Here is a 21,515-nt window from a genome sequence, read left to right as displayed (position 1 = left end):
TCAGTTCGACTTCACCAGCGGACAGCCGCCCTTGTCGAGCGGGCGGAACGCCTCGTCGCCGGGCACGGTGGCGATCAGCTTGTAGAGGTCCCACTCGCCCTTGGATTCCTCGGGCTTCTTGACTTCGAACAGATACATGTCGTGCACCATGCGGCCGTCGATCCGGATATGGCCGTTCTTGGCGAAGAAGTCGTTGACCGGCGTGGCGCGCATCTGGGCCATCACCTTCGGCGCCTCGTCGGTGCCGATGGCCTCGATCGCCTTCAGGTAATGCATGGTCGCCGAATAGAGGCCGGCCTGGATCATGGTCGGCATGTGGCCGACCTTCTCGTTGAAGCGCTTCGAGAAGGCGCGGGTCTCGTCGTTCATGTCCCAGTAGAAGGCGTCGGTGACGATCAGGCCCTGGGTCGCCTTGATGCCGAGCGAATGCGTGTCGGTGATCTCCTGCAGCAGCGCGATCATCTTCTGGCCGCCTTGGGTCAGGCCGAACTCGGAAGCCTGCTTCAGCGCGTTGGTGGTGTCGCCGCCGGCGTTCGCCAGTGCCACGACCTTGGCCTTGGAGGCCTGCGCCTGCAGCAGGAAGGACGAGAAGTCCGACGAGTTGAGCGGATGACGCACGTCGCCCAGCACCTTGCCGCCACTCTCCTTGACGACATTGGCGGCATCGCGTTCCAGCGCCATGCCGAAGGCGTAGTCGGCGGTGACGAAGAACCAGGTGTCCTCGCCGCGCTTGACCATCGCCTTGCCGGCGACGTTCGATAGCGCATAGGTGTCGTAGGTCCAGTGCACCGTGTTGGGCGAGCAGGCGGTGCCGGTGATATCGGAGGAGCCGCCGCCGGAATTGATGTGGATCTTGTTCTTCTCGCGCGTCAGCGCCGAGATCGGCAATGCGACCGACGAGGTCGGCACGTCGAGGATCGCGTCGACCTTGTCGTTGTCGTACCAGTTGCGTGCGATGTTGACGCCGACGTCGGGCTTGTTCTGGTGATCGGCTGCGATCACCTGCACCGGCTTGCCTTTCACCTTGCCGCCGTAATCGGCGACCGCCATCTCGACGGCGGCGACCGAGCCCTTGCCGGTGGCGTCCGCATAGAGGCTCGACATGTCGGTGAGCACGCCGATCTTGACGACATCGTCGGAGATCTGGGCGTTCGCCGCGGTCCCTGAGGCCGCGAGCGCGAGGCCGGCCGCCGCTGCGGCCAAGAGTGTTTTCATCGTGTTTTTCTCCCTGACTTTTTCGTTGAGGGTTGCTTCCACCGGGGCGTTCTAGCCGCTGCGACAAGCTGTCGCAAAGACGACTTTTTGAGCATGCGCGCGGCAAGTGTTCCCCCTCTCCCCGCTCTTCGCGGGGAGAGGGTTGGGATGAGGGGCCTTATCCACGGGTGGCGATTGTCGTGAGACCTGTACCCCCTCACCCGGATTGCTTCGCAATCCGACCTCTCCCCGCAAGCGGGGCGAGGTAAGAGAGCAATCCGCTCGGGCAGTGTCCTACAGCGCCGGTAACGCGGTGACGGCGGCCTTGATGCTGCCGTCGGTTTCCACGATCACCCGCAACGTCTTGGAATCGAAGTCGATCCCGGCCAGCCGGATGCTGTTGACCTCGGCGTCGACGCGGATGCCCTCCTCGTTCTTCTGCAGGTCGGCGATGGCGGCGGCGACCTTGCGCTGCGCGTTGGTCGCGAATGGCTTCAGGTCGACCACCAGCCGATCGTTGAGGGTCTGCTGCATGTGCGGGATCGCCGCGCGTGCGGCGGCGCCGAGCAGGCCGAACGCGGCCTCGGATTCCACCGCCAGCTCGACGTCGGTCAGCCGCAGCGTCTGCGACGGCTGGTCGAGCCGCGGCCGGCCCCAGATGTGCACGGTTGCCTCGGCGCCCAGCCCGAACCAGCTGGCCTTTTCCTTGGCGTGCACCAGGAGCGAGATCAGAAGCCGGTCGCCGGAGGCGGCGATGCTCGCGCTTTTGACGGTTACGTCGACCGGACCGGAGCCGTCCTCGGGGAAGGTCTTGCCCTTGAGCTGTGCCTCGACCAGCTGGCTCAGCGTGGTGAAGGACAGGTCGACCGGCAGGCCGATCGCGACCTGGCTCGGCATCGGCGGCACGATCGAGAGTTTTTCGGGGAACGGGCAGTTCGGGGTGGTCTGCGCCTCCGTGATCCGCGTTTCGGCCTCGATCCCCATCGTCAGGATCAGCGAGGACGCATCGACCTTCGGCTGCGCGGCGATCGCGCGGGTCGGTCGCAGTTCGAGCCACATCGGCGGCATCGAGGTGGTGCCGCCGGTACCTTGCAGCGGGATCGAGCGGCAGGCCTTGGCCCATTGCGTGCGGGCGTTGTTCTGGAACACCGGGTCGTTGTGCAATCGGGCCTCGACCACGGAAATCTGGTCGGCGACCGCCTTGTCGATGACAGGCTTGACCTGGGCCGGCACGCTGATGCGGACGCCGGCCGTCGACAGGCTGGTGTCGCCGAGATTGACCTGTGCCTGCAGGTTCGGCTCGATCCGCCAGGATGCACCGAGCTTCGGGCGCGCGGTGAGGGTGACGTTGCCCTTGATCTCGGCGTTGGCGTTGATGTTCTTGATGTTCACGGCGCCGATCTGCTTGGCGACATTGCCGCCGAGCAGGCTGCCGAGCGCGTCGTTGACCGCGCCGGTTGCCTTGGCGGACAACGCGCCGGTGACCTTGAGCGTGCCGTTGATCGGGGTGGTCAGCGTCAGCACGTCCTGCGCGCCGGTGGCGGCGATCGGCCCGCGCGATGCGGTCCAGCCGATGTCGGCATTTTGCAGGATTTGCTGGACCGGGTTGTCGGCCTTGCCGCCGAACGTCTTCGGCGCGCCGCGTTCGGCGGCGTCGCGGATCGCCGACAGCGCGACCGAGACCTGCGCCACGATCGTCGAAGAACGCGGCGCCTGCGGCAGCGGCGGCAGCTCTGCGAGCTTCGGCTGCTGCACGGTGACGCTCGGCGCGAGCCAGTCCATTGCCTTGAGGCTGATCACGAACGAGACCAGCACCACCGCGATCCCGAGCGCTATCGTCCTTGGATGCATCGGTAGACGCATCATTCCCCCGGATGAAAATCAACTTGACGGCTTGTACAGGCCCCCCGACGAGGGCGCCAGTGTGGCGGGATCAAGCTGCTTCAGGGGCGGAAGGCGTTAAGGTTGATGAACGCGACAACGGCCCCGGCACGAGAATGCCGGAGCCGTGGTCGAGGACGCCTTTATTAAGGACGCCTTGGAGGGGAGGGGCTTAGCGGACGGCCGAGCCGAGATCGGCGCGGCGGTCGGTCATCGGCAGCACGATCACCTTGGTGCCGACGCTGACCCGCGAATAGAGGTCGGAGACATCTGCGTTGGTCAGGCGCAGGCAACCGGAGGACACGCGGGTGCCGATCGTCTCCGGCGCGTTGGTGCCGTGGATGCGGTAGATGGTGCCGCCGAGATACATGGCGCGGGCGCCGAGCGGATTGCCGGGGCCGCCGGCCATGTGGCGCGGCAGATAGGGCTGGCGGGCGATCATTTCCGGCGGGGGCGTCCAATCCGGCCACTCTGCCTTCTTGGTGATGGTCTGGGTGCCCGACCAGGTGAAGCCGTCGCGGCCGATGCCGATGCCGTAGCGCATGGCCTGGCCGTTGCCGAGCACGAGATAGAGATAGGTGTGCGGGGTGTCGATGATGATGGTGCCGGGCGCCTCGCGCGTCGGATAGGCGACGACCTGGCGGCGCAGGCGGGCGGGCAACTCAACCGAACGGTCTTCCTCCTGCGCCTGCGGCATCGACTGCACCGGCGGCTGCACGGCCTCGGTCGGCGGCGTCAGGATGAAGGGGAACATCGGCAGCGGAGCGGCCGCGGCGGAATTCGAAAAAGCGACGGTGCCAATCGCCAGCGCACCGAAGGCGGCGGCAGCGAGACGTGAGTTCAGCTTGATGGAATTGAACATTGTCGACCCCTGTTGTTTGCGCCCTGCGCGCCAGTTCCGGCGCGTCGTTGGGTCAAAGCAGTACAGGTGAGGCGTTTCAGGACGTTTGCACGAAATCGCCAAAATGGTTTCGTGCCGTTAGGGAATTGTTTCGTGCGTGTTTCGTCGCACGGTTAAGGCCGGGTTGCCGGGAAGGGGTTGTCCCGCCGCAAGACAGTCTTCCTGGCACGGCGCTTGCTGTCCCAGCGCATTGGTTTCGGAATGGAGTGGAAATGATGCTGGGGCACACGATCGGCAGCATGCTGGATCGGCAGAAGGGCTTCGGCCCCGGGTTCGATTTTCTCCGTATCGCACTGGCGATTTCCGTCGTCGCCGCCCACGCGCCCTATGTCGCGGGCGGCAGTGGCGACGGCGAGCAGGCGTGGATCGCCTGGTTTCCGCACTACGCCATTCTCGTGATGTTCTTTGCGCTGAGCGGGTTTCTGATCGCGGCCAGCGGGCTGCGGCTCTCGCTGAGGGAGTTTCTCACCAATCGCGGCATGCGGATCATTCCGGCGCTTGCGGTCGAGATCGTGCTGTCGGCGCTGATCCTCGGACCGATCTTCACCGCGCTGCCGCTGTCGGACTATTTCACCAATTTCGGCACCTACAAATACTTCACCAACATCATCGGCCTCGTGAACTACGTCCTGCCCGGCGTGTTCAGCGGCAATCCCGCGCCGGAGGTCAACAGCTCGCTGTGGACGGTGCCGTTCGAATATGGCTGCTACGCGCTGATGACGGTGTTCATCCTGTTCGGCCTGTTGCGCAAGCCGCCGCTCATCGTGCTCGGTGCGCTCGTGCTGGTCGGCATCGGCCTTGCGCTCGTACTCACCGGGCATGGCGCGCAACCCTCGCAACTGCCCGCCGGGGTCGCCGGTACGCTGCATGACAGGATCTTCAGCACGGCGCCGTTCCTCGGACGCGGCGCGAAGCTGCCGGTCGCGTTCATGCTCGGCATCGCGATCTATCTCTATCGTGACCGCATTCCCTACAACGGAAGGCTTCTCGCCGCGTGCTGCGCGCTCTGCGCGGGCGCCGCGCTGCTCGGTCCGGCGGACTGGATGAGCCAGCCGGTGCTCAATCTGCTGATCGCCCCGGCGCTGGTCTATATCACCGCCTATCTCGGCGTTTCGAAGCTGCCGAGGCTGCCGCTGATTTCGCGCGGCGACTATTCCTACGGCATCTATCTCTACGGCTTTCCGGTGCAGCAGGTTGTGCGGGTATGGCTGCCGCACGCGCCCGTGATCGTTCAGTTCGCGATTGCGCTGCTGCTGATCACGCTGTTCGCCGCGTTCTCCTGGCACTGGATCGAGAAGCCGATCCTGAAACTGCGCAGCCGCTTCTCCTTCGTGGCGCGCGAGCGCCTTGCGCCGGACGACGCGTCCGCGCCGCGCCAGGACATTGCGCCTCTTGCCGTTGCCGCGAACGTCGTCCGCAGCAGACACTCCTCCTGACGAGGAGCCAGCACCTTCGCCGTTCAGGAGCTGAGATATCCGGCCGATCCGTCCCACAGCAGCTTGGCCGCGGTGATGACCAGAATGGCGTAGCAGGCGCGGTACAGCGCGCGCTGGTCGAGACGTTCGTGCAGCCGCCATCCGGCCCAGACGCCAACCGGCACCGCCGGCACGCAAAGCGCCATCAGCATCCACAGGCTGCGCGACGGCGTGGCCAGCACGAGCCACGGGCCGGCCTTCAAGAGGTTTGCCGACCGTAAAGAACAGGCTGGTGGTGCCGGCGTAGAGCGCCTTCGGCATGCCGAGCGGCAGCAGATAGATCGCAAGCGGCGGCCCGCCCGAATGGGCCACCATCGTGGTGACGCCGGAGGACAGGCCGGCGAACGTCGCCTTGAACGTCGAGCGCGGACGCGGCTTGATCTCGCCGCCGCCGAGAAACCACAGCGCGGCGAACACCAGCGTCACCACGCCCATCACGATCTCGACGGCATGCCGGTCGAGATCGCGCAGCACGAAATAGCCGAGGCCGATGCCGATGACGAGCGCCGGCAGCAGCATCGCGAGGTCGATGCGCGACCACGTGCTCGGGCGCCAGAACCGCAGCGCGGTGACGTCCATGACGACGAACAATGGTGCCAGCAGCGCGCCCGCCGCGATCGGGTCCATCGCCAGCGACAGCAGCGGGATGCCGACGATGGCAAAACCGCCGCCGAACGCGCCCTTCATGAAGGCGATCAGGAAGACGCCGGCGAAGGCAACCGCGAGCACGAAAGGCCCGGGCAGGTCAGCGACGATGGACGTGATCATGGTGTCGTGCGAAGCGTTGTGGTCAGTACTCAACATGGCCACGCGCGCCTGCATGCGCAATCCAAACATTGCTCTCGGTGCACATTGCTCTCGGTGCAATTCGGCGTGCACGCGGCCTAGCCGGCGCGCATCCGCGGCAGGCCCGGCTTGTCGCCGTTGATCACGGCGCGGCGGTCGGAGACGGCGTGATGGAATTGCTCGAGCGTCAGCCCGATCACCGAGAGATCGCCTTCCTCGATCGCGCCGTCGTCGTAGCAGTCGAGCGCCTCGCGCAACAGGGCATCCGCTTCGCCCTGCATGGCGGCGAGCTGTTCCGGCGTCTCGGCGCCGCGCACCTGCGAGATCAGGGTCAGCAGATTGTCGCGATGGGTGATGTAGTGCTCGCGCTCGTCGCGCTTCACGTAGTGGCGCAGCCAGGCGCCGGCCGAGCCGAGGCCGGAGAGCAGCAGGATGCCGCCCCAGATGTAGTCGGAGTATTTTTCGAGGAAGGTGCGCTCGGTGCCGTCGATATAGGCGGCCGCGCCCTGATGCGCCGGCAGCGCGGCGTCCTTGTCGGTGTCGGGCTTCTCGATCTTTGCCGCCGCCGGCAGATCGCGCGCGACCTGGAGGCGCAGCGTGAACAGCTGCCGGTCGAGCGCGCCGACGGTCGCCTCGCTCAGCGCATGCTGCGCGATGATGAGGTGATTGACGCTGACGGTCTCAACCTTGTCCTCGGGCCGCGCCGGCGACGAGGAGAAGATGCTGCCGGCGATCTCCTCGGACTCATAGCGCGGATGCTTCTGCGCGATTGCCTCCGAGACATCGACCGGGAGGAAGACCGGCTCGCCGCGCGCGGCCGCCGTCGCTGTAATCGCTTCCGCCGTCACCTTGCTGTCGAGCGGGCCGACGGTCATGTAGGCATCGAGCGAGGGATCGCGCGCGAGGTCGGCGATCTTGTTGACGGCGAACTGGCTGACCGCGACCTTGTCGGGGTTGACGCCGGATTCGGTCAGGATCACGCGCAGCAGCGTGACATTGGCCTGGGTGCTGCCGACCACGCCGACCTTGTGGCCGGCGAGATCGTCGATGCTCTTGATCTTCGCGGACCGCCGCTTGCCTTTGGCGCCCGAGGGCGCCCACAGCACGACGACATTCTTGCGCAGGATCGCAACCGACTCGGCGCTCGCGGGCAGATCGAGGTCGCCGCGCACCACCGCGAGGTCGACCTTGTTCGCCGTGAACAGCGCGATGCTCTCGGCGGAGCCCTGCGTCGTGACCGGCTTCAGCCGCACCGAGCTGCCGTCGTGCGTAAAGACCTGGGCGAAACCCTGGATCAGCTTGACGTCCTCGCTGCCGGTCGGGCCGACCGCGATCGCGAGCGTCACCGGACGCAGCGCGTAATACAGCGCGCCGGCGGCGAGGCCGAACACAAGCATGCCGGCCGCAAGGATCAGCAGCGACGAGTTTCGTCGCCTGAGCCTGCGGCGCTTGGTGCCGGGATTTTCACTCTGCTCTGACATCTGGCTGTCACGTTACACGAAAAACCGGCCGTTTGCCGTGAAAAACAACCTAACATTTCGATGACGTCATACGTTTGAAACATCCATGTCAGAACGTCGTGCGAGCAGAATCAAGATTAACGATTTGGATCTCCTGCAATGCGCATACTCGTTGCGACCGATGCCTGGCATCCGCAAGTCAACGGCGTGGTCCGGACGCTGACGTCGCTTGCGCGCAGCGCAGCCGGGCTCGGCGCCGAGATCGAATTCCTCACTCCCGACGGTTTCCGCTCGGTTGGCGTGCCGACCTATCCTGGCCTGCGCGTGGCGCTGCCGAACCGCCGCGAGATCGCGCGCCGGATCGAGGAGGCCGCGCCCGAGGCGATCCACATCGCGACCGAAGGGCCGATCGGCTGGGCGGTGCGCGGCTATTGCCAGCGCAACAAGCTCGCCTTCACCACATCCTATACAACGCGCTTCCCGGAATATGTTTCGGTTCGCACCGGAATTCCCGACAGCGTCGGCTACGCGGTGCTGCGCCACTTCCACGCCGCCGGGTCGATGACGATGGTCGCGACCGACTCGCTGCGCAGCGAGCTCGCCGAGCGCGGCTTCCGCAGGCTCGGCTTCTGGACCCGCGGCGTCGACACCAGGATCTTCAATCCGGACCAGCCGGCGGTGCTCGATCTGCCGCGGCCGATCTTCATGACCATGGGCCGCGTCGCGGTGGAGAAGAACCTCGACGCCTTCCTGTCGCTGGACCTGCCGGGCTCCAAGGTCGTGGTCGGCGACGGCCCGCAAAGGGCGGCATTGGAACAGAAATATCCCGACGCGATTTTCCTCGGCGAGAAGAAGGGGCAGGATTTGACCTCGCACCTCGCCGCCGCCGACGTCTTCGTGTTCCCGAGCCTGACCGACACCTTCGGCGTCGTACAGCTCGAGGCGCTGGCCTGCGGCACGCCGGTCGCGGCATTCCCGGTCACCGGCCCGAAGGACGTCATCGCCAACCATCCGATCGGCGCGATCGACAACGACCTGCGCAGCGCCTGCCTGCGCGCGCTGACGATGTCGCGCGCGGACTGCCGCAATTTTGCGTTGGAGCGTTCCTGGGAAAACAGTGCGCGTCAGTTCATCGGCAATCTGGCCACGCTGCAGCCGAGCCGCGCGCTGCGGCCCGCCCGCCGCGTTGCCGGCCGCAGCGCGGTTCCGAATTAACAGCTCAATCGAACGAGAGGCGAGAGACGATCTATGGCTGAAATCATCAAGCTGGGTGCCGACCGTTCCATGGACTTCGACCGCGAGACGGTCGAGCAGGCCTATGACCGCTGGGCGCCGATCTACGACCTCGTGTTTGGCGGTGTGTTCAGCAAGGGCCGGCAGGCCGCGATCCAGGCCACCAACAAGATCGGCGGCCGGGTGCTCGAGGTCGGCGTCGGCACCGGCATCTCGCTGCCGCTCTACAGCCAGAACGTCCGCATCTTCGGCACCGACATCTCGGAAGCGATGCTGGAGAAGGCTAAGAAGCGGGTCGCGGAGCGGGGCCTGAAGAATGTCGAGGGCCTCGCGGTGATGGACGCCGAGAAGCTGGAATTCCCCGACAATTCGTTCGACGTGGTGATGGCGCAGTATGTGCTGTCGGCGGTGCCGAACCCGGAAGCCGCGCTCGACGAGTTCGCCCGCGTGGTGCGTCCGGGCGGTGAACTGATCATCCTGACCCGCGTCAGCGCCGATGCCGGCGTGCGCCGCTTCATCGAGCAGAAGCTGCAGCCGGTGGTGCGCCCGCTCGGGTTCCGGACCGCCGAATTCGCCTGGTCGCGCTACACCAAATGGCTCGCGGGCGCGCGCGGCATGGAGCTCGCGGAGCGGCGCCTGATTCCGCCGCTCGGCCACTTCTCGCTGGTCCGCTTCCGCAAGGCGGATGTCGCCAAAGCCGCCTGAGGCGGCCCGGCCAGGCGGCCCAGCCCGCCGCTCCTCCCGGGTGAGGTAGCGCACAGCGCACCCCAGGCCGGGAGGCTACGATCTCCTTCGCCTGATCTCCGCAGATCTTCTCGGGATGAGGCGAGACCCTGCTCCGGTTGCGTCAAGGCGTCGCTCCGCATTGTCATATGTCATTATGATGATGTCACACGCGATACATCGAATCCCTGTAAATCCTGTTCCGAAAGATGTTGGGGGAACCAATGATCAAGAATTTCCTGCAAGAGCTGCGTACCCAGCGTTGGGATGACCATCGCTTCTACCATCACAGCCGGATCAACCAGAGCCTGCACTTCGTCAGCGCGCTGAGCTTCCTGTTCGCCTATGTGATGCTGTTCTTCGATCCGGTCGTGTCGGCGCTGGTCGGCTGGCTGGTCTCGATGACCTCGCGCCAGGCCGGTCACTTCTTCTTCGAGCCGAAGGGCTACGACCACGTCAACCAGGCGACCCATGAGCACAAGGAAGACATCAAGGTCGGCTACAATCTGCAGCGCAAGGTCGTGCTGATGGCGATCTGGGCGCTGTCGCCGATGGTGCTGTACTTCGATCCGACGCTGTTCGGCCTGTTCAAGCCCTGGGTCACGATGGGCGACTTCACCCGCCAGGTGGCCAAGATCTGGCTCGTGGTTGGCATCGGTGGCCTCTTGTTCCGCACGATCCATTTGTTCTTCATCCGCGACGTCGAGACCGGCCTCGTCTGGATGACCAAGATCGTCACCGACCCGTTCAACGATCTGAAGCTCTATCACAAGGCGCCGCTGTTCCTGATGAAGGGCGAACTGATCGATCCGGGTCTCGAGAAGCACGTCAAGCACGCCTGATCGGTTGCCCTCAGCGTCTTCAAGCTGCGTCATGCCCGGGCTTGTCCCGGGCATCTACGTCTTAGGATTACGGCGGATCATCACTTGAGCGCCTTCGACCGCGCGTACACGTCACCTCGCCCCGCTTGCGGGGAGAGGTCGGATCGCGCCAGCGATCCGGGTGAGGGGGGCTCACCACGAGTCCGTCCATTTCCGATTTTATGGATGCAGCCCCTCACCCCAGCCCTCTCCCCGCAAGAGCGGGGCGAGGGAGTAGGAGGGCCGCGCGTTGCCTCAGCGCCTGAACTTCACGGTGACGACCCAAACGCCGTCATTCCGGGGCGATCGCGCCAGCGAGCGAACCCGGAATCTCGAGATTCCGGGTTCGATGCTGTGCATCGCCCCGGAATGACGGTGTGCTCAGCGGCCGAACCTCACGGCGACCATCTCCTTCAGGATCTGCCGCTTGATGTTCTTGTTGGTAAGGCCGGCCTTGTGCCACCACCAGCCGTCGCGCTTCATCTTCTCGGCTGCCGCAACGAAGCGGTCGCTGACCTCGGCGAAGTCGGCGTCGGTGTAGTTCAGGGTGAAGATCAGGCGGCCGGTGCCGACCCAGCTCAGCGCCAGTCCCTCGGCCCGCAGATAGTATTGCAGCATCCAGTTGTAGCGGGACGGCTCGGTGTAATAGACGGTCCAGATCGACGAGATGTTGCCGACCCGAACTGGAAGGCCTTGCGCGGCGAGGCGGTCGTTGAGCGCCTTGGCACGGCCGTTCCAGGTCTCGTCCAGCCCGTTGTAGATCGAGCGGAAGTTCGGGCTGGCGAGCCGGCTCAGGAACTCGTCCATCGCCGTCATCACATAGGGATGCGAGTTGAAGGTGCCGCGGGCGAAGCAGATGTCGGCCGGGCGGTCGTCGCGGAAGCGCCGCATCAAATCCTTGCGGCCGCACACCACGCCGACCGGAAGCCCGCCGGCCAGGCTCTTGCCGTAGGTCGCCATGTCGGCCTTGACGCCGAAATATTCCTGGGCGCCGCCGGCGGCGAGGCGGAAGCCGACGAACACCTCGTCGAAGATCAGGACGATGCCGCGTTCGGTGCACACCTCGCGCAGCTTCTTCAGCCATTCGGTGTAGGCGGCGCGGTCGTATTTGGAGGAGCGCGAGGAGTCGACCAGCGCGGAATCGCCGGGCGCGTTGGAATTGGGATGCAGCGCCTGCAGCGGGTTGACCAGCACACAGGCGATGTCGTTGCGCGTCCGCAGCACGTGCAGCGTCTTCTCCGACATGTCGGCGAGCGTGAAGGTCTCGTGCGGCGACACCGGGTTGCCGACGCCGGGCTGCACGTCGCCCCACCAGCCGTGATAGGCGCCGGCGAAGCGCACGAGGCGCTTCCGCTTGGTGTGGTAGCGCGCGAGCCGCACCGCCTGCATCACCGCCTCGGTGCCGGACATGTGGAACGAGACCTCGTCGAGGCCGGACAGCTCGCACAGCCGTTTGACGTTGTCGGCAATGATCGGGTGGTAGGGGCCGAGCACGGGGCCGAGCGCGTGGGCGCGCTTCTCACCCTCGGCGATGCACTCCTTGTAGAAGTCGTTGCCGAAGATGTTGACGCCGTAGGAGCCGGTCAGGTCGTAGAACACATTGCCGTCGACGTCGGTGACGGTGACGCCGCTGGAGGCCTCGACGAAGGCCGAGGTGCCGAGATGTTCGCGCACCAGGCGGCTGTACTGGAACGGCACGCGGTAGGTTTCGGTGAACTGCAGGTCGGAGATGCGCTCCGTGACCTCGGCGGTCAGCGCGCGGCCCTTGGGGTAGCGATCCCCGTAGAGGCCGGCGAGGCGGAAGAAGCCGTCCTGGCGCTGCATCGCGACGTCCTTCGGCGCGCCGTCGGAGCGGAAGAAGTCGTCGATGTCGAATTCGTAGTGCGGGACCATCCGCGCGACCATCTTGGACATCTTGGAATGTCCGGTCAGCGAGCGGTGCTTGGCACGCGAGAGCGCGATGCGGGCCTGAATTTTGGGGAAAGCTGCGGCGGCGCCGGCAAGCGCGGCGGCGGACAGCGAGAGAATCGGAAGGGATGTTTCCATGACAGAAGCGCTAGCCTCAGCACCTAACAGATTCATGACAGTCAAGGGCCTGATCTCGGCATTCACCCAGCAGGAAGACCTCAATTTCCTGCTCACCAACCGGATTCCGCGGGCGGCGCTGACCCGTTTCATGGGCTGGTTCTCCAAGGTCGAGAACCCCCTGGTGCGCGACGCCTCGATCGCCTGCTGGAAGCTGTTCTCCGACCTCGATCTGTCGGAGGCCAAGAAGACCGAGTTCAGGAGCCTGCACGATTGCTTCACCCGCGAGCTCAAGCCCGGCCTGCGTCCGGCAGCGGCCGATCCCGCCATCATCGCGAGCCCGTCGGACGCGATCATTGGCGCGCATGGGCGGATCGAGGACGGGCAATTGTTCCAGGTCAAGGGCGCGCCCTATTCGCTGCTCGATCTGGTCGGCGATCCGGCGCTGGTGGAGCAGCACCGGAACGGCCGCTTCGTCACACTGCGGCTGACCTCGAGCATGTATCACCGCTTCCACGCGCCCTATGATCTTGCCATCGACAAGGTGGCGTTCATTCATGGCGACGTCTGGAACGTCAATCCGATCGCGCTGAAGCGGATCGAGCGGCTGTTCTGCAAGAACGAGCGCGCGGTGCTGCGCGCCAAGCTTCCAACCGGCGAGGCACTGACGCTGGTTCCGGTCGCGGCGATCCTTGTCGCGAGCCTCCGCCTGCATTTCCTCGACATTACGCTGAACGCGCAGTCGCGGGGTCCGGTGGATTTTTCCTGTAACGCGCATGTGAAGAAGGGCGATGAACTCGGCTGGTTCGAACACGGCTCGACGATCATCGTGCTGGCGCCCGGCAATTTCGAATTCCCTGACAACGTCGCGGAGGGAACGCGGATCAAATGCGGCGAGCCGCTGCTGCGGAAGCCTTTATAGCCTTGTTTCCATCGCGCTCATCGTTTGAGCATGAAAACTGGCTTCCACTTTTCGCGATCATGCATAGAATGGTCGGGATCGTCGTGCGACGATCCTAAATCGCAAACCTGATGGACACGAGATGGCGCGGACGCCTGTTCTGGCGGCGGGAGGCATTGTGCTGCGGCGGGACGCACCGCAGCGCTTCGCCGTAGTGCGGCTGCGCAAGCGCAATGAATGGGTGTTGCCGAAAGGCAAGCTCGACGACGGCGAGACGCCGCGCGCCGCTGCCGAACGCGAGGTGCTCGAGGAAACCGGCCACGACGTCGACGTGCACGAATTCCTCGGCACGCTGGTCTATGATTCAGGCGGCCGATCCAAGGTGGTGCATTACTGGCGCATGGATGCCGGCGGCAAGCCGGTGCGGGCGCTGATGAGCGACATCCGCGAGGTGGACTGGCTGCCGCTCGATGAGGCACTCGAGCGTCTGTCACGCGGCTATGAGCGCGCGTTCCTGGAAAATGTCGGACCGATCGCGTTGCAGGCCGCGGCGATCGCCGAGCGCGAGCGGCGCGCGCGGGCGAGAGCCGTGGCCGCAGAGCGCCGTCGGATTCGCGAAGTCGCTGTGCCACAGGTCATCGACGAGCAGGAGGTCGCCGACGCGCCTGATGTTGCCGATGCGGCTACGCCGGCGGAGACGCCGGCCATCGATCAGCCGCCGCTGGTGCAAAGCGAGCCCGATCCGCCGGCCATGGCGCCGCAAGACGTTCCGGTGGCCGCACCCGATGCAACTGCCGAGACCGAGCGGGGCGCCGAGACGGTCATCCCTGAACAAGCGCCGCCATTCGTGCACGAGGTCGTGCCGGCCGGCGCGGCACCTCAGCCCACGCCGCGCAAGAATCTGATCGAACGCGTGCGCGACTGGCTGCGCCGCGCGGCGTGATCACCCGCACATCTGACGTCGCGCCGTTGGCTGCCAGGCGTCAATGTCACGCTGCAAGGCAAGACACTCGGCAAGACGCTTGGGCGAGCCCAGGTCACGGGCCAGAAGCTGTGCCGCATGAACTTCGGCCATGGCGCCGCGAACATCTCCATGCTCCAGCTGGAGGCTGGAGATCTGAAGCCGCAGCCGCACGATCTGGACCCGCCCTTCGATGCTGGACCACAGCTGGCGGGCGAGATGGAGATGCCGCATGGCTGTTTCATGGTCCTGCCGGGAAAGCGCGAGGATCGCCTGTGCTTCGTTGGTGAGTGCGCGGATCGAGGGCATCGGCCAGCGATCCGGACTTCCCGACAGTTCGCAGATCAATGCCTTCGCTCGAACGGTCCGATGCGTGTGCGCGGCAACCAGCGCCAGATGCGCGAGCAGGATTCCGCGTCGCTGCAGCGTCCACCAGGTCTTGCCGATCAGGCTCCGCTCGAGGCTTGCATAGGCGGCCTCCGCTTCCCCTCTTGCGAGCAGCAGCATGGCGCGGCCCGGCTCCGGACACCAGCCCAGCGTGTAAGCCCTGTCATAGGCTTCGAGCGCTGCGTCGTCATTGCCGATCGCCGCCTGAATATCGCCCAGCACCCGGTTGGCATCGCCAAGCGACCAGGGCGCATCGCTGGTGAGGCGCGCGAGCGCGTCCTGAATGCGCGCCAGCGCTTCGTCGAGCGAGCCTCGGATGCCGAGCACCTCGGAGCGGTGCAGCTGGCACGAGCCCGTCAATTCCATGCCGCTGCCCGAGCAGAAGTTCTGGTAGCTCCGCGTCCACTGGTCGGCGCGTGCCCAATCTCCGAACATCCGGGCCGCCCAGAGGATGTTGCAATAGAGGTTGCCGCCCATGATCGGGTCCAGATTGTTGCTGGACAGGGCAACTGCGGCGGCATGGTCCTGATCGGACAGTCCTCCGTGTGTGTCGCCGAGGCACAGCCGATAGAAGCCGCGATAGGCCAGGCTCAGCGCTTCGATATTGATCGCATCCTTGTATCGGACGGCGGTGTAGGCAGCATCGGCCAACGCGAGTGCCTGTTCCGGTTCGCCATCGAAAGCAGCCAGTTTCGACTTCATCCATAACACCAGGGCCGTCGTCGGAGGATCGTCGAGCGTTGAAGCCCAATCTTCCGCCCGCGCGAGCCAGCCCTTTCCGATCGCGGCCTGGCCGCTTTCGAAATGCAAGGCCGAGAGTGCTATCGCGTCGACCGTGGCGCCTGCGGCGTCACCGGCCTGGCTGCGTGCGCCGACCGCGCGAACCAGAATCGGAATCGCTGCCGTGGCCCTGCCGAGGCACTGCAGGGCGAGCGCCCAATCGTGCAGATCTTCAGCGTTGAGCTGGCCGCTTTCATCCGCGCTCGCGAACAGGGTCGCTGCCTGCAACCACAATTGTCCGGCCGCTGCGCGTCGGGCGAGACCGATTGCACCGACGGTGCCATCGACTTGCTTAGGGTCGATCCGTTCCGGCTGCCGGATCTCGGACTCGAGGAAGAAGCGATAGCCTTTGCCCGGCAGATTTCGGATCGCGCCGTCCATGCCGCCGTTGCGCAGCGCGGCGCGCAACGCACTCACCGCCCGCTGCAGCGAGTTGTCTGTGACCGTCACATCCGGCCAGACGGCTTCGAGGAGTTCTTCCTTGGGGATGACCCGGTCGCGGTGTCGAACCAGATAAATCAGCAGATCGAACACACGCGGCTGCAATGGGACCTCTTGGCGCGCGCACAGCAACACGCGTCCAGCTTCATCAAGCTCGAACAGTCCAAATGAGAATGCCATGTGTATGAGTGCGGGCTCGGCGGAAAAGGTTCAGGCAAGGATCAGACAAAGATCAGGCAATGATCAGTCCGCGGTAAGGACAGTCGGCATCGACAGCGCCTATAGCTGATCATGGCTCGCCATGAGCGCCTGCCGTTCAATAATTGCAACCGAGGAGATTTCGATGGAACTCTATGTCATTCGCCGTCCGAGCGCCTGGGCGAACATGAGCGAGCTGGAACTCGCCGGCGCAACGTCCGCAAGGGTCGGCGACGAGCAGATGCCGGACCGTGTCCGCTGGATCCGCAGCTACGTGGTGCACGAGGCGGATGGTCGCATCGGCACATTCTGCATATACGAGGCGCGTGACGGTGACTCGATCCGGGAGCATGCGCGCTGCGTCGGCATGCCGGGCGAGGAATTCTACAAGGTCGCGGCAACCGTGGTGGTGCGTGGTGATCCGGTCCAACCGCCCATTGCAGCCGAATGACGCCTGCGCGGCGTCGCATGGCGTATCCCGACCAAACCTGATCCGGAGCGCCATCACACTTCGATCAAGGAAACAATTATGTCGATTTCATTCATGGAATCCATTTCAAGTCCGGTACGAAGGCATTTTTCCTTCCTGCTTTTGCGGATCCGCCGGATCGTCAATCAATCGGTCGCAGGCATGCTCGCCCATCGCGAGCGGCAGGCCAGTCGCCTGATGCCGCGCGAGGCCGGCGGCCAGTCGAAGGGTGCCGGGAACCGCTGCTCACGGCCGATCGGGCGAAGCGCGCTGCTCGGGCTGGTGATCGCGGGTTTGTCCTCGCCCGTGTTCACCCGAGCGGAGGAACCTGTCGTTCCGGAGCATCGTGCAGCTCCGGCGCAGCAGGCCGCCTCGACGCAGCGTAGCAGCCACGGCTGCAGGCATCGCTCGGACTGGAGCATAGTTGCCGCATCGACCATCCCGGTCCTGCTCGACCGCCGCACATAGCGCGCAGCACATTTGAAGTCATTGCACTGCTCGACGCCGTTTTTTGGCGCAACCCGCGGACTTTCGGCGAAGCCGGCGGCCTCGCCGCGAGCCGCACCACATTTTCAAAGGAGATGCACATGAACGTTCAGACCGAAATGCCGGCCATCGATCTCGCCGCCGTCAAGGCGCGCCAGCAAGCCACCTGGAGTTCGGGCGACTACGCGATCGTCGGCACCACGCTCCAGATCGTCGGCGAGATGCTCTGCGAGGCAGTCGACCTGCGCAGCAATCAAATGGTGCTCGACGTCGCCGCCGGCAACGGCAATGCGACGCTGGCCGCGGCACGGCGCTTTGCCGACGTGGTCTCGACCGACTACGTCGCGGCGTTGCTCGAGCGCGGCCGCGAGCGGGCGGCGGCGGAGCATCTGCCCGTCACGTTCCAGGAGGCGGACGCGGAGAAGTTGCCGTTTGCCGATGCCAGCTTCGATGTCGTGCTGTCGACCTTCGGGGTCATGTTCACCGCGGACCAGCAGCAGGCGGCGAATGAACTGCGCCGCGTCTGCCGCATCGGCGGCAAGATCGGCCTCGCAAGCTGGACGCCGGAAGGCTTCATCGGCCAGCTGTTCAAGACCATCGGGAAGTATGTGCCGCCGGCGCCGGGCGTGAAGTCTCCCGCGCTGTGGGGCACCGAGGCGCATCTCGGCGCCTTGTTCGGCCCGCAGGCGACGCTCGATGCCAGGCGCAGGCACTTCAATTTTCGTTACAGGTCGCGCGAGCATTTCCTCGAGATCTTCCGCACCTATTACGGGCCCGTGCTGAAGGCGTTCGGGGCGATCGATCCGGTCAAGCAGCAATTGCTCGCCGCCGACATGTTCAGCCTGATGGACCAGTTCAATATCGCCAGGGACGGCACGCTGGTGATCCCGAGCGAATATCTGGAGGCCGTGATCACCAGGCGCGGCTGACCTGCCGCTCGGCATTGGTCGATCTGTGCATGGCGCCGGCGTAACTCGCCGGCGCCATTCGCTCGTTGATCGACATTGCTGTGATCTCAGTTACTGGCGCTTGTCCCTGGGTGGAGGCTTCGCGCCGCGCGGCGGAGGCGGCGCGCGCCGTTGCTGGAAGCCCGAACGCGCCTGCACCGCGGGCCGTTGCATGCCCGGACGTACGCCCGGTGCGGCTTGCTGGATACCGGGTCGGATCTGGCCGGGCGCCTGCGGCACGGGCTGCGCGGTGCCTTGTCGCGGCGCGCCCGGTTGACCCGGCTGGGCCGCTGGTGGTCCTGGCTGGCGCACGCCGCCCGGCGCCTGGGTGCGGCCGGGCTGCAGACCGCCTTGACGTGCCGGCGATTGTTGTCCGCCGGGTTGCGTCGCGCCGCCTTGGCGCGCGGGCTCTTGCGTGGGGGCTTGGCGCGTTGGCTGTTGTCCCGCCGGCTGTTGTCCGGCTGGCGTCTGGACGCCGGGCGCGTGCGGCAGCGTCGCGCCGCCGGGTTGGCCGGGCAGCGCATGCTGTGCGCCGCCTTGCTGCTGCGTGCCGGGCCGCTGCTGCGAACCTTGCCGGCCAGGCGTGCCCGGTTGCTGGCCGGGACGGTTCGGCTGACCGGGCTGCTGCATCTGGCCCGGACGGTTTTGCTGACCCGGCTGCTGCGGCGTGTTGCGGTTCTGGCCCGGCAGGCCGTTCTGCCGCTGCGGGTTCGGCTGCACGGGCTGGCCGCGGTTCGGATAGGGCGCGGCCGGATTGGCCCTGCGGAAATCGGGATTGGCGCGGCGGAAGTCGCGCTGCTCGGTCACGACCTGGCGGCCCAGCGTCTGCGCGCTATGGACCTGGCGCACAAAGCCCTGGTCGCGCGTGATCTGTTGCGGCGAGATTGTCAGCGGCACCGCGGCGAAGCGGGCGCCGCCGGTGCCCGGACGAATCGCAAAGCCACTCGCGCCGCGCGTCAGCACGCCGAGCGAAGCGCCACTGCGGTCGTTGACCTCGATGCGGCCGACATGTCCGTCGGCGTCGGGATAGAGCTTGATGCCGACATTCCTGCTGGTCGCGGTGGCGCCTTCGGGCACCTCGACGAGGCCGGTGGTGCCGCGGATGCCGAGCGTCGCGGTCGGGGTCGAGATCTTCATGTCGCCGGTCTTGGCGACCGCGGCGGCAACGAAGGCCGCCGTTCCCTTGGTGACGTTGAACAGCGCACTGTTCTGCTGGCCGCCGTCCTCATAGACATAATTGTCGATCGTGATCCTGGCATTGGCGCGCAGGTTGAAGGTGGTGCCGTCGTTGAAGGTGATGCCGAGCGAGGAGGTCGCTGATGTCGCGACCTCGTCATTGGCAAAGATGTCGTCGCGGATCTGCAGCGGCGTCGCGGTGTTGTTGCGCGTGACGGTCGCGGTTCCTGTCAGTGTTGCCACGTTGCCGATCGGCTCGGGCGCCGCGGGCTGCGCGCTCGCGGCCGGCGCCGGCGTTGCAGGCGCGGGTGTTGCAGGAGCGGGCGTAGCCGGCGTCGCACTCGGCGCCGGGGCGGGCGCCTGTGCAGGCTGCGCCTGTGCGAGCCGCGTCAAGTCCGGCGCGGCATTGGCCGTTGGTTGCCAACCGATCGTGACGCCGGCGCCAAGCAGAAGCGCAAAGAGAAAGCTGCGGCGCATCGCCATCGATTCCCGGGGGAGGCAGTGGGGACGGCAATTGAGCCGCGTCAGGCTGAATGCCGGATGAACGGTCGTGCCTTGTTGTCATGGCGGACCGAAACGATCAAGCACCGCGCTCCGTTGCCGGAAGCGCGGTGCTTGGTCGCTGTTGGGGTTTTGCTTAGCCGCGCTTGTGAGGAGTGATATTGAGCGGTTTCGCCGGCTTGGCCGCGGGCGCATAACTCGCGGGTTGCGCAGCCGCCGGCGGCACGTAATGGAACACCGCCTTGCAGCCGTCGCTGAGCAGCGCGCGCTGACGGATCATGCAGGCGGTGACGCGATCGACGTCGGGAATTTCCGAGCTGCACAGCCGCATGGCGTCGCTGGTGCACATCTGCTGCTGCTCGTCGGTGTAGGCATAGGACGCCGAGGTCAGCAGACCGAGCGTGAACGCGGTTGCCGCCAGCAGTTTGCCGTGACGAAGCGCGGAAGCGGTGAAAGCCATCATGTCCCCCTTGTGATCGCGCCGAAGCAGCGCGTTATCGAACCGATCACTAGGCAGGCTTGGTTTCAGCAATTCTTCGTCGTCATGGCAAAATGGTTTCGTCGCGCGGGCCGTTTGTTTCGTCAACAACACCCCGATCGGGGGTTACGGCGCCGCGGGCGCCGGTGCTCCTTCGAGCGCGAGCACAGCCTCGCGCTGCGTCTCCGGCATGGCGCGGATACGGCGCCTCGCGGTGAGGCGGAGCGCGGCAAAGCCGCCGAGGAATACCACGATCTTGCTCACGATGCCGAAGATCGGCATCACGACGGCCCATGTCGTGATCTCGCAGGTCAGCGCGACGACGGCGTTCACCGCGGCGGAGATGAACATCAGGGCGGCCCAGGCATAGCCGACCTTGACGGCGACATCGGGCACGACCTTCTGTGCGATCTCGGGCAGGTAGCGGTTGAGCCAGCCGGGCTTCAGCATCACGACGCCGACGATGGCGTAGATCACGCTCGGCTTGAACAGCACGAAGCGCGGGTCGTGGGTCAGCAGCGTGGCGGAGCCGGCGGCGACAACCAGGAACAGGCTGAGCCATTCCATGGTGTCGATCCGTTTGCCGCGCACCATCTGGACGCCGATCTGCACGACGCCGAATGCGATGCCGAGGCCGACCGCAAGCGCGGTGTTGTGCGTCAGCAGGAACAGAACCAGAAACACAAGCGTCGAGGCGAGATCGAGGGCCAGCAGCCTGGCCGCGGTGAGAAAATGCTTCATTGGTTGCCGGTCGCCTGCAGGTTCAATTCATTTTCGACAATGCGGCTCTTATAGCGGGTCCGGCGACGCACATGAAGCGACCGCCGGGCAGATACAAGCCATTACCTGAAGGGCGACTCGCAAAACTCGCCCGCCGTTGCACGGCGCAGCCCTGCTCCCGCATCGCATTCGGGCCCTTCGTTGCGATCGTCGAGTCGTAGTTGTGGCGGAGTGAATGCAAAACAGCAAAGCGCCGGCGGGGGCGGCCGCCGGGCGCTGAACTCATGCCTGTCGAATGTCCTAGAACACGCCGAGAATAATGGCGCCGACGAAGGCTAACGCGATGTACGCGGCCACAATGCTCAGCTTGCTCAGCAGAGGACTCGCGAAATCCATTGGGGAAACTCCCTCGGTTCACACAACGCTGCCCGCATTAACGTCAAAGCTAGCAAGGGGTTCCAGGCCGAAAAAGGCAGTCTTGTTGTCAGGCTCGCAATTCGCGGCGATGCCGCATTGCGATGCGCGGCTCAAA

Annotated in this window: 18 protein-coding genes and 1 pseudogene; 9 read left to right on the top strand and 10 right to left on the bottom strand. The window is 65.5% G+C overall.

Going from position 1 to position 21,515, the window contains the following annotated elements; all coding sequences use genetic code 11:
* The 3 genes from ACVIHF_RS24435 to ACVIHF_RS24425 form a co-directional block, all read right to left on the bottom strand.
* The gene (locus tag ACVIHF_RS24435) at window positions 1–1,215 is read right to left on the bottom strand and encodes an ABC transporter substrate-binding protein (RefSeq protein WP_310883028.1); all 1,215 of its coding nucleotides are present in this window, start codon (window positions 1,213–1,215) and stop codon (window positions 1–3) included.
* 273 nt (window positions 1,216–1,488) lie between these two features.
* Window positions 1,489–3,057 (bottom strand): DUF4403 family protein, encoded by a 1,569-nt coding sequence (locus tag ACVIHF_RS24430; protein ID WP_310880712.1) that lies wholly within the window; start codon window positions 3,055–3,057, stop codon window positions 1,489–1,491.
* Between the two features lie 190 nt (window positions 3,058–3,247).
* Window positions 3,248–3,937 carry a L,D-transpeptidase gene (locus tag ACVIHF_RS24425; protein ID WP_168857511.1) on the bottom strand — a complete coding sequence of 230 codons (690 nt, stop codon included), beginning with the start codon at window positions 3,935–3,937 and terminating at the stop codon, window positions 3,248–3,250.
* Between the two features lie 254 nt (window positions 3,938–4,191).
* On the opposite strand from ACVIHF_RS24425, the gene ACVIHF_RS24420 reads away from it, so the two are divergent.
* A complete protein-coding gene (locus ACVIHF_RS24420; protein WP_310880711.1) occupies window positions 4,192–5,412 on the top strand; it encodes an acyltransferase family protein in 1,221 nt (406 codons plus the stop codon).
* A gap of 23 nt (window positions 5,413–5,435) precedes the next feature.
* Here ACVIHF_RS24420 and ACVIHF_RS24415 read toward each other — a convergent pair.
* A pseudogene (locus tag ACVIHF_RS24415) lies at window positions 5,436–6,219 on the bottom strand (sulfite exporter TauE/SafE family protein).
* A 116-nt stretch (window positions 6,220–6,335) separates the two neighbouring features.
* Window positions 6,336–7,718 (bottom strand): TAXI family TRAP transporter solute-binding subunit, encoded by a 1,383-nt coding sequence (locus ACVIHF_RS24410; protein WP_310880710.1) that lies wholly within the window; start codon window positions 7,716–7,718, stop codon window positions 6,336–6,338.
* A 138-nt stretch (window positions 7,719–7,856) separates the two neighbouring features.
* On the opposite strand from ACVIHF_RS24410, the gene ACVIHF_RS24405 reads away from it, so the two are divergent.
* The 3 genes from ACVIHF_RS24405 to ACVIHF_RS24395 all read left to right on the top strand — a co-directional run bounded on the left by ACVIHF_RS24405 (window position 7,857) and on the right by ACVIHF_RS24395 (window position 10,495).
* Window positions 7,857–8,912, top strand: coding sequence for a glycosyltransferase family 4 protein (locus tag ACVIHF_RS24405; RefSeq protein WP_310880709.1), 1,056 nt, complete (start codon window positions 7,857–7,859; stop codon window positions 8,910–8,912).
* A 33-nt stretch (window positions 8,913–8,945) separates the two neighbouring features.
* Complete coding sequence (locus ACVIHF_RS24400; protein ID WP_028332588.1) at window positions 8,946–9,635, top strand: class I SAM-dependent methyltransferase; 690 nt, start codon at window positions 8,946–8,948, stop codon at window positions 9,633–9,635.
* Between the two features lie 242 nt (window positions 9,636–9,877).
* Complete coding sequence (locus tag ACVIHF_RS24395) at window positions 9,878–10,495, top strand: hypothetical protein (RefSeq protein WP_057014961.1); 618 nt, start codon at window positions 9,878–9,880, stop codon at window positions 10,493–10,495.
* 399 nt (window positions 10,496–10,894) lie between these two features.
* On the opposite strand, the gene ACVIHF_RS24390 is transcribed toward ACVIHF_RS24395, so the two are convergent.
* Entirely contained in the window at window positions 10,895–12,559 is a 1,665-nt protein-coding gene (locus ACVIHF_RS24390; protein WP_310880708.1) for an aminotransferase class III-fold pyridoxal phosphate-dependent enzyme, read from the bottom strand.
* Window positions 12,560–12,593: 34 nt separating this feature from the next.
* On the opposite strand from ACVIHF_RS24390, the gene asd reads away from it, so the two are divergent.
* Both asd and ACVIHF_RS24380 read left to right on the top strand, forming a co-directional pair.
* Complete coding sequence (asd, locus tag ACVIHF_RS24385) at window positions 12,594–13,460, top strand: archaetidylserine decarboxylase (protein ID WP_310880707.1); 867 nt, start codon at window positions 12,594–12,596, stop codon at window positions 13,458–13,460.
* Between the two features lie 121 nt (window positions 13,461–13,581).
* Window positions 13,582–14,382, top strand: a complete 801-nt coding sequence (locus tag ACVIHF_RS24380) for an NUDIX hydrolase (protein ID WP_310880706.1) — start codon at window positions 13,582–13,584, stop codon at window positions 14,380–14,382.
* On the opposite strand, the gene ACVIHF_RS24375 is transcribed toward ACVIHF_RS24380, so the two are convergent.
* Window positions 14,383–16,188, bottom strand: a complete 1,806-nt coding sequence (locus ACVIHF_RS24375; protein WP_253607526.1) for a winged helix-turn-helix domain-containing protein — start codon at window positions 16,186–16,188, stop codon at window positions 14,383–14,385.
* A 163-nt stretch (window positions 16,189–16,351) separates the two neighbouring features.
* Here ACVIHF_RS24375 and ACVIHF_RS24370 point away from each other — a divergent pair, with 163 nt between their 5' ends.
* The 3 genes from ACVIHF_RS24370 to ACVIHF_RS24360 all read left to right on the top strand — a co-directional run bounded on the left by ACVIHF_RS24370 (window position 16,352) and on the right by ACVIHF_RS24360 (window position 18,090).
* The gene (locus ACVIHF_RS24370) at window positions 16,352–16,657 is read left to right on the top strand and encodes a nickel-binding protein (RefSeq protein ID WP_057014965.1); all 306 of its coding nucleotides are present in this window, start codon (window positions 16,352–16,354) and stop codon (window positions 16,655–16,657) included.
* 78 nt (window positions 16,658–16,735) lie between these two features.
* A complete protein-coding gene (locus ACVIHF_RS24365; RefSeq protein ID WP_310880705.1) occupies window positions 16,736–17,143 on the top strand; it encodes a hypothetical protein in 408 nt (135 codons plus the stop codon).
* A 119-nt stretch (window positions 17,144–17,262) separates the two neighbouring features.
* The gene (locus ACVIHF_RS24360) at window positions 17,263–18,090 is read left to right on the top strand and encodes a class I SAM-dependent methyltransferase (protein WP_310880704.1); all 828 of its coding nucleotides are present in this window, start codon (window positions 17,263–17,265) and stop codon (window positions 18,088–18,090) included.
* A gap of 90 nt (window positions 18,091–18,180) precedes the next feature.
* Here ACVIHF_RS24360 and ACVIHF_RS24355 read toward each other — a convergent pair whose 3' ends face one another.
* The 3 genes from ACVIHF_RS24355 to ACVIHF_RS24345 all read right to left on the bottom strand — a co-directional run bounded on the left by ACVIHF_RS24355 (window position 18,181) and on the right by ACVIHF_RS24345 (window position 21,004).
* Window positions 18,181–19,767 carry a FecR domain-containing protein gene (locus ACVIHF_RS24355; protein WP_310880703.1) on the bottom strand — a complete coding sequence of 529 codons (1,587 nt, stop codon included), beginning with the start codon at window positions 19,765–19,767 and terminating at the stop codon, window positions 18,181–18,183.
* A gap of 154 nt (window positions 19,768–19,921) precedes the next feature.
* Window positions 19,922–20,245 (bottom strand): hypothetical protein, encoded by a 324-nt coding sequence (locus ACVIHF_RS24350; RefSeq protein ID WP_310880702.1) that lies wholly within the window; start codon window positions 20,243–20,245, stop codon window positions 19,922–19,924.
* A gap of 144 nt (window positions 20,246–20,389) precedes the next feature.
* Window positions 20,390–21,004 (bottom strand): inner membrane-spanning protein YciB, encoded by a 615-nt coding sequence (locus ACVIHF_RS24345; protein WP_092087682.1) that lies wholly within the window; start codon window positions 21,002–21,004, stop codon window positions 20,390–20,392.
* Window positions 21,005–21,515 lie beyond the last annotated feature (511 nt).

The organism is Bradyrhizobium sp. USDA 4506, from assembly GCF_054058795.1.
This window is presented reverse-complemented; position numbering and strand designations above follow the sequence as displayed.

What these genes read in the sequence shown, in the direction of transcription:
- ACVIHF_RS24360 (WP_310880704.1), top strand. Translation starts at nt 17,263, where the DNA reads ATGAACGTTCAGACCGAAATGCCGGCCATCGATCTCGCCGCCGTCAAG.
- ACVIHF_RS24390 (WP_310880708.1), bottom strand. Translation starts at nt 12,559, where the DNA reads ATGGAAACATCCCTTCCGATTCTCTCGCTGTCCGCCGCCGCGCTTGCC.
- ACVIHF_RS24370 (WP_057014965.1), top strand. Translation starts at nt 16,352, where the DNA reads ATGGAACTCTATGTCATTCGCCGTCCGAGCGCCTGGGCGAACATGAGC.
- asd (WP_310880707.1), top strand. Translation starts at nt 12,594, where the DNA reads ATGACAGTCAAGGGCCTGATCTCGGCATTCACCCAGCAGGAAGACCTC.
- ACVIHF_RS24435 (WP_310883028.1), bottom strand. Translation starts at nt 1,215, where the DNA reads ATGAAAACACTCTTGGCCGCAGCGGCGGCCGGCCTCGCGCTCGCGGCC.
- ACVIHF_RS24350 (WP_310880702.1), bottom strand. Translation starts at nt 20,245, where the DNA reads ATGGCTTTCACCGCTTCCGCGCTTCGTCACGGCAAACTGCTGGCGGCA.
- ACVIHF_RS24365 (WP_310880705.1), top strand. Translation starts at nt 16,736, where the DNA reads ATGTCGATTTCATTCATGGAATCCATTTCAAGTCCGGTACGAAGGCAT.
- ACVIHF_RS24425 (WP_168857511.1), bottom strand. Translation starts at nt 3,937, where the DNA reads ATGTTCAATTCCATCAAGCTGAACTCACGTCTCGCTGCCGCCGCCTTC.
- ACVIHF_RS24405 (WP_310880709.1), top strand. Translation starts at nt 7,857, where the DNA reads ATGCGCATACTCGTTGCGACCGATGCCTGGCATCCGCAAGTCAACGGC.
- ACVIHF_RS24400 (WP_028332588.1), top strand. Translation starts at nt 8,946, where the DNA reads ATGGCTGAAATCATCAAGCTGGGTGCCGACCGTTCCATGGACTTCGAC.
- ACVIHF_RS24355 (WP_310880703.1), bottom strand. Translation starts at nt 19,767, where the DNA reads ATGGCGATGCGCCGCAGCTTTCTCTTTGCGCTTCTGCTTGGCGCCGGC.
- ACVIHF_RS24420 (WP_310880711.1), top strand. Translation starts at nt 4,192, where the DNA reads ATGCTGGGGCACACGATCGGCAGCATGCTGGATCGGCAGAAGGGCTTC.
- ACVIHF_RS24410 (WP_310880710.1), bottom strand. Translation starts at nt 7,718, where the DNA reads ATGTCAGAGCAGAGTGAAAATCCCGGCACCAAGCGCCGCAGGCTCAGG.
- ACVIHF_RS24345 (WP_092087682.1), bottom strand. Translation starts at nt 21,004, where the DNA reads ATGAAGCATTTTCTCACCGCGGCCAGGCTGCTGGCCCTCGATCTCGCC.
- ACVIHF_RS24395 (WP_057014961.1), top strand. Translation starts at nt 9,878, where the DNA reads ATGATCAAGAATTTCCTGCAAGAGCTGCGTACCCAGCGTTGGGATGAC.
- ACVIHF_RS24380 (WP_310880706.1), top strand. Translation starts at nt 13,582, where the DNA reads ATGGCGCGGACGCCTGTTCTGGCGGCGGGAGGCATTGTGCTGCGGCGG.
- ACVIHF_RS24375 (WP_253607526.1), bottom strand. Translation starts at nt 16,188, where the DNA reads ATGGCATTCTCATTTGGACTGTTCGAGCTTGATGAAGCTGGACGCGTG.
- ACVIHF_RS24430 (WP_310880712.1), bottom strand. Translation starts at nt 3,057, where the DNA reads ATGCGTCTACCGATGCATCCAAGGACGATAGCGCTCGGGATCGCGGTG.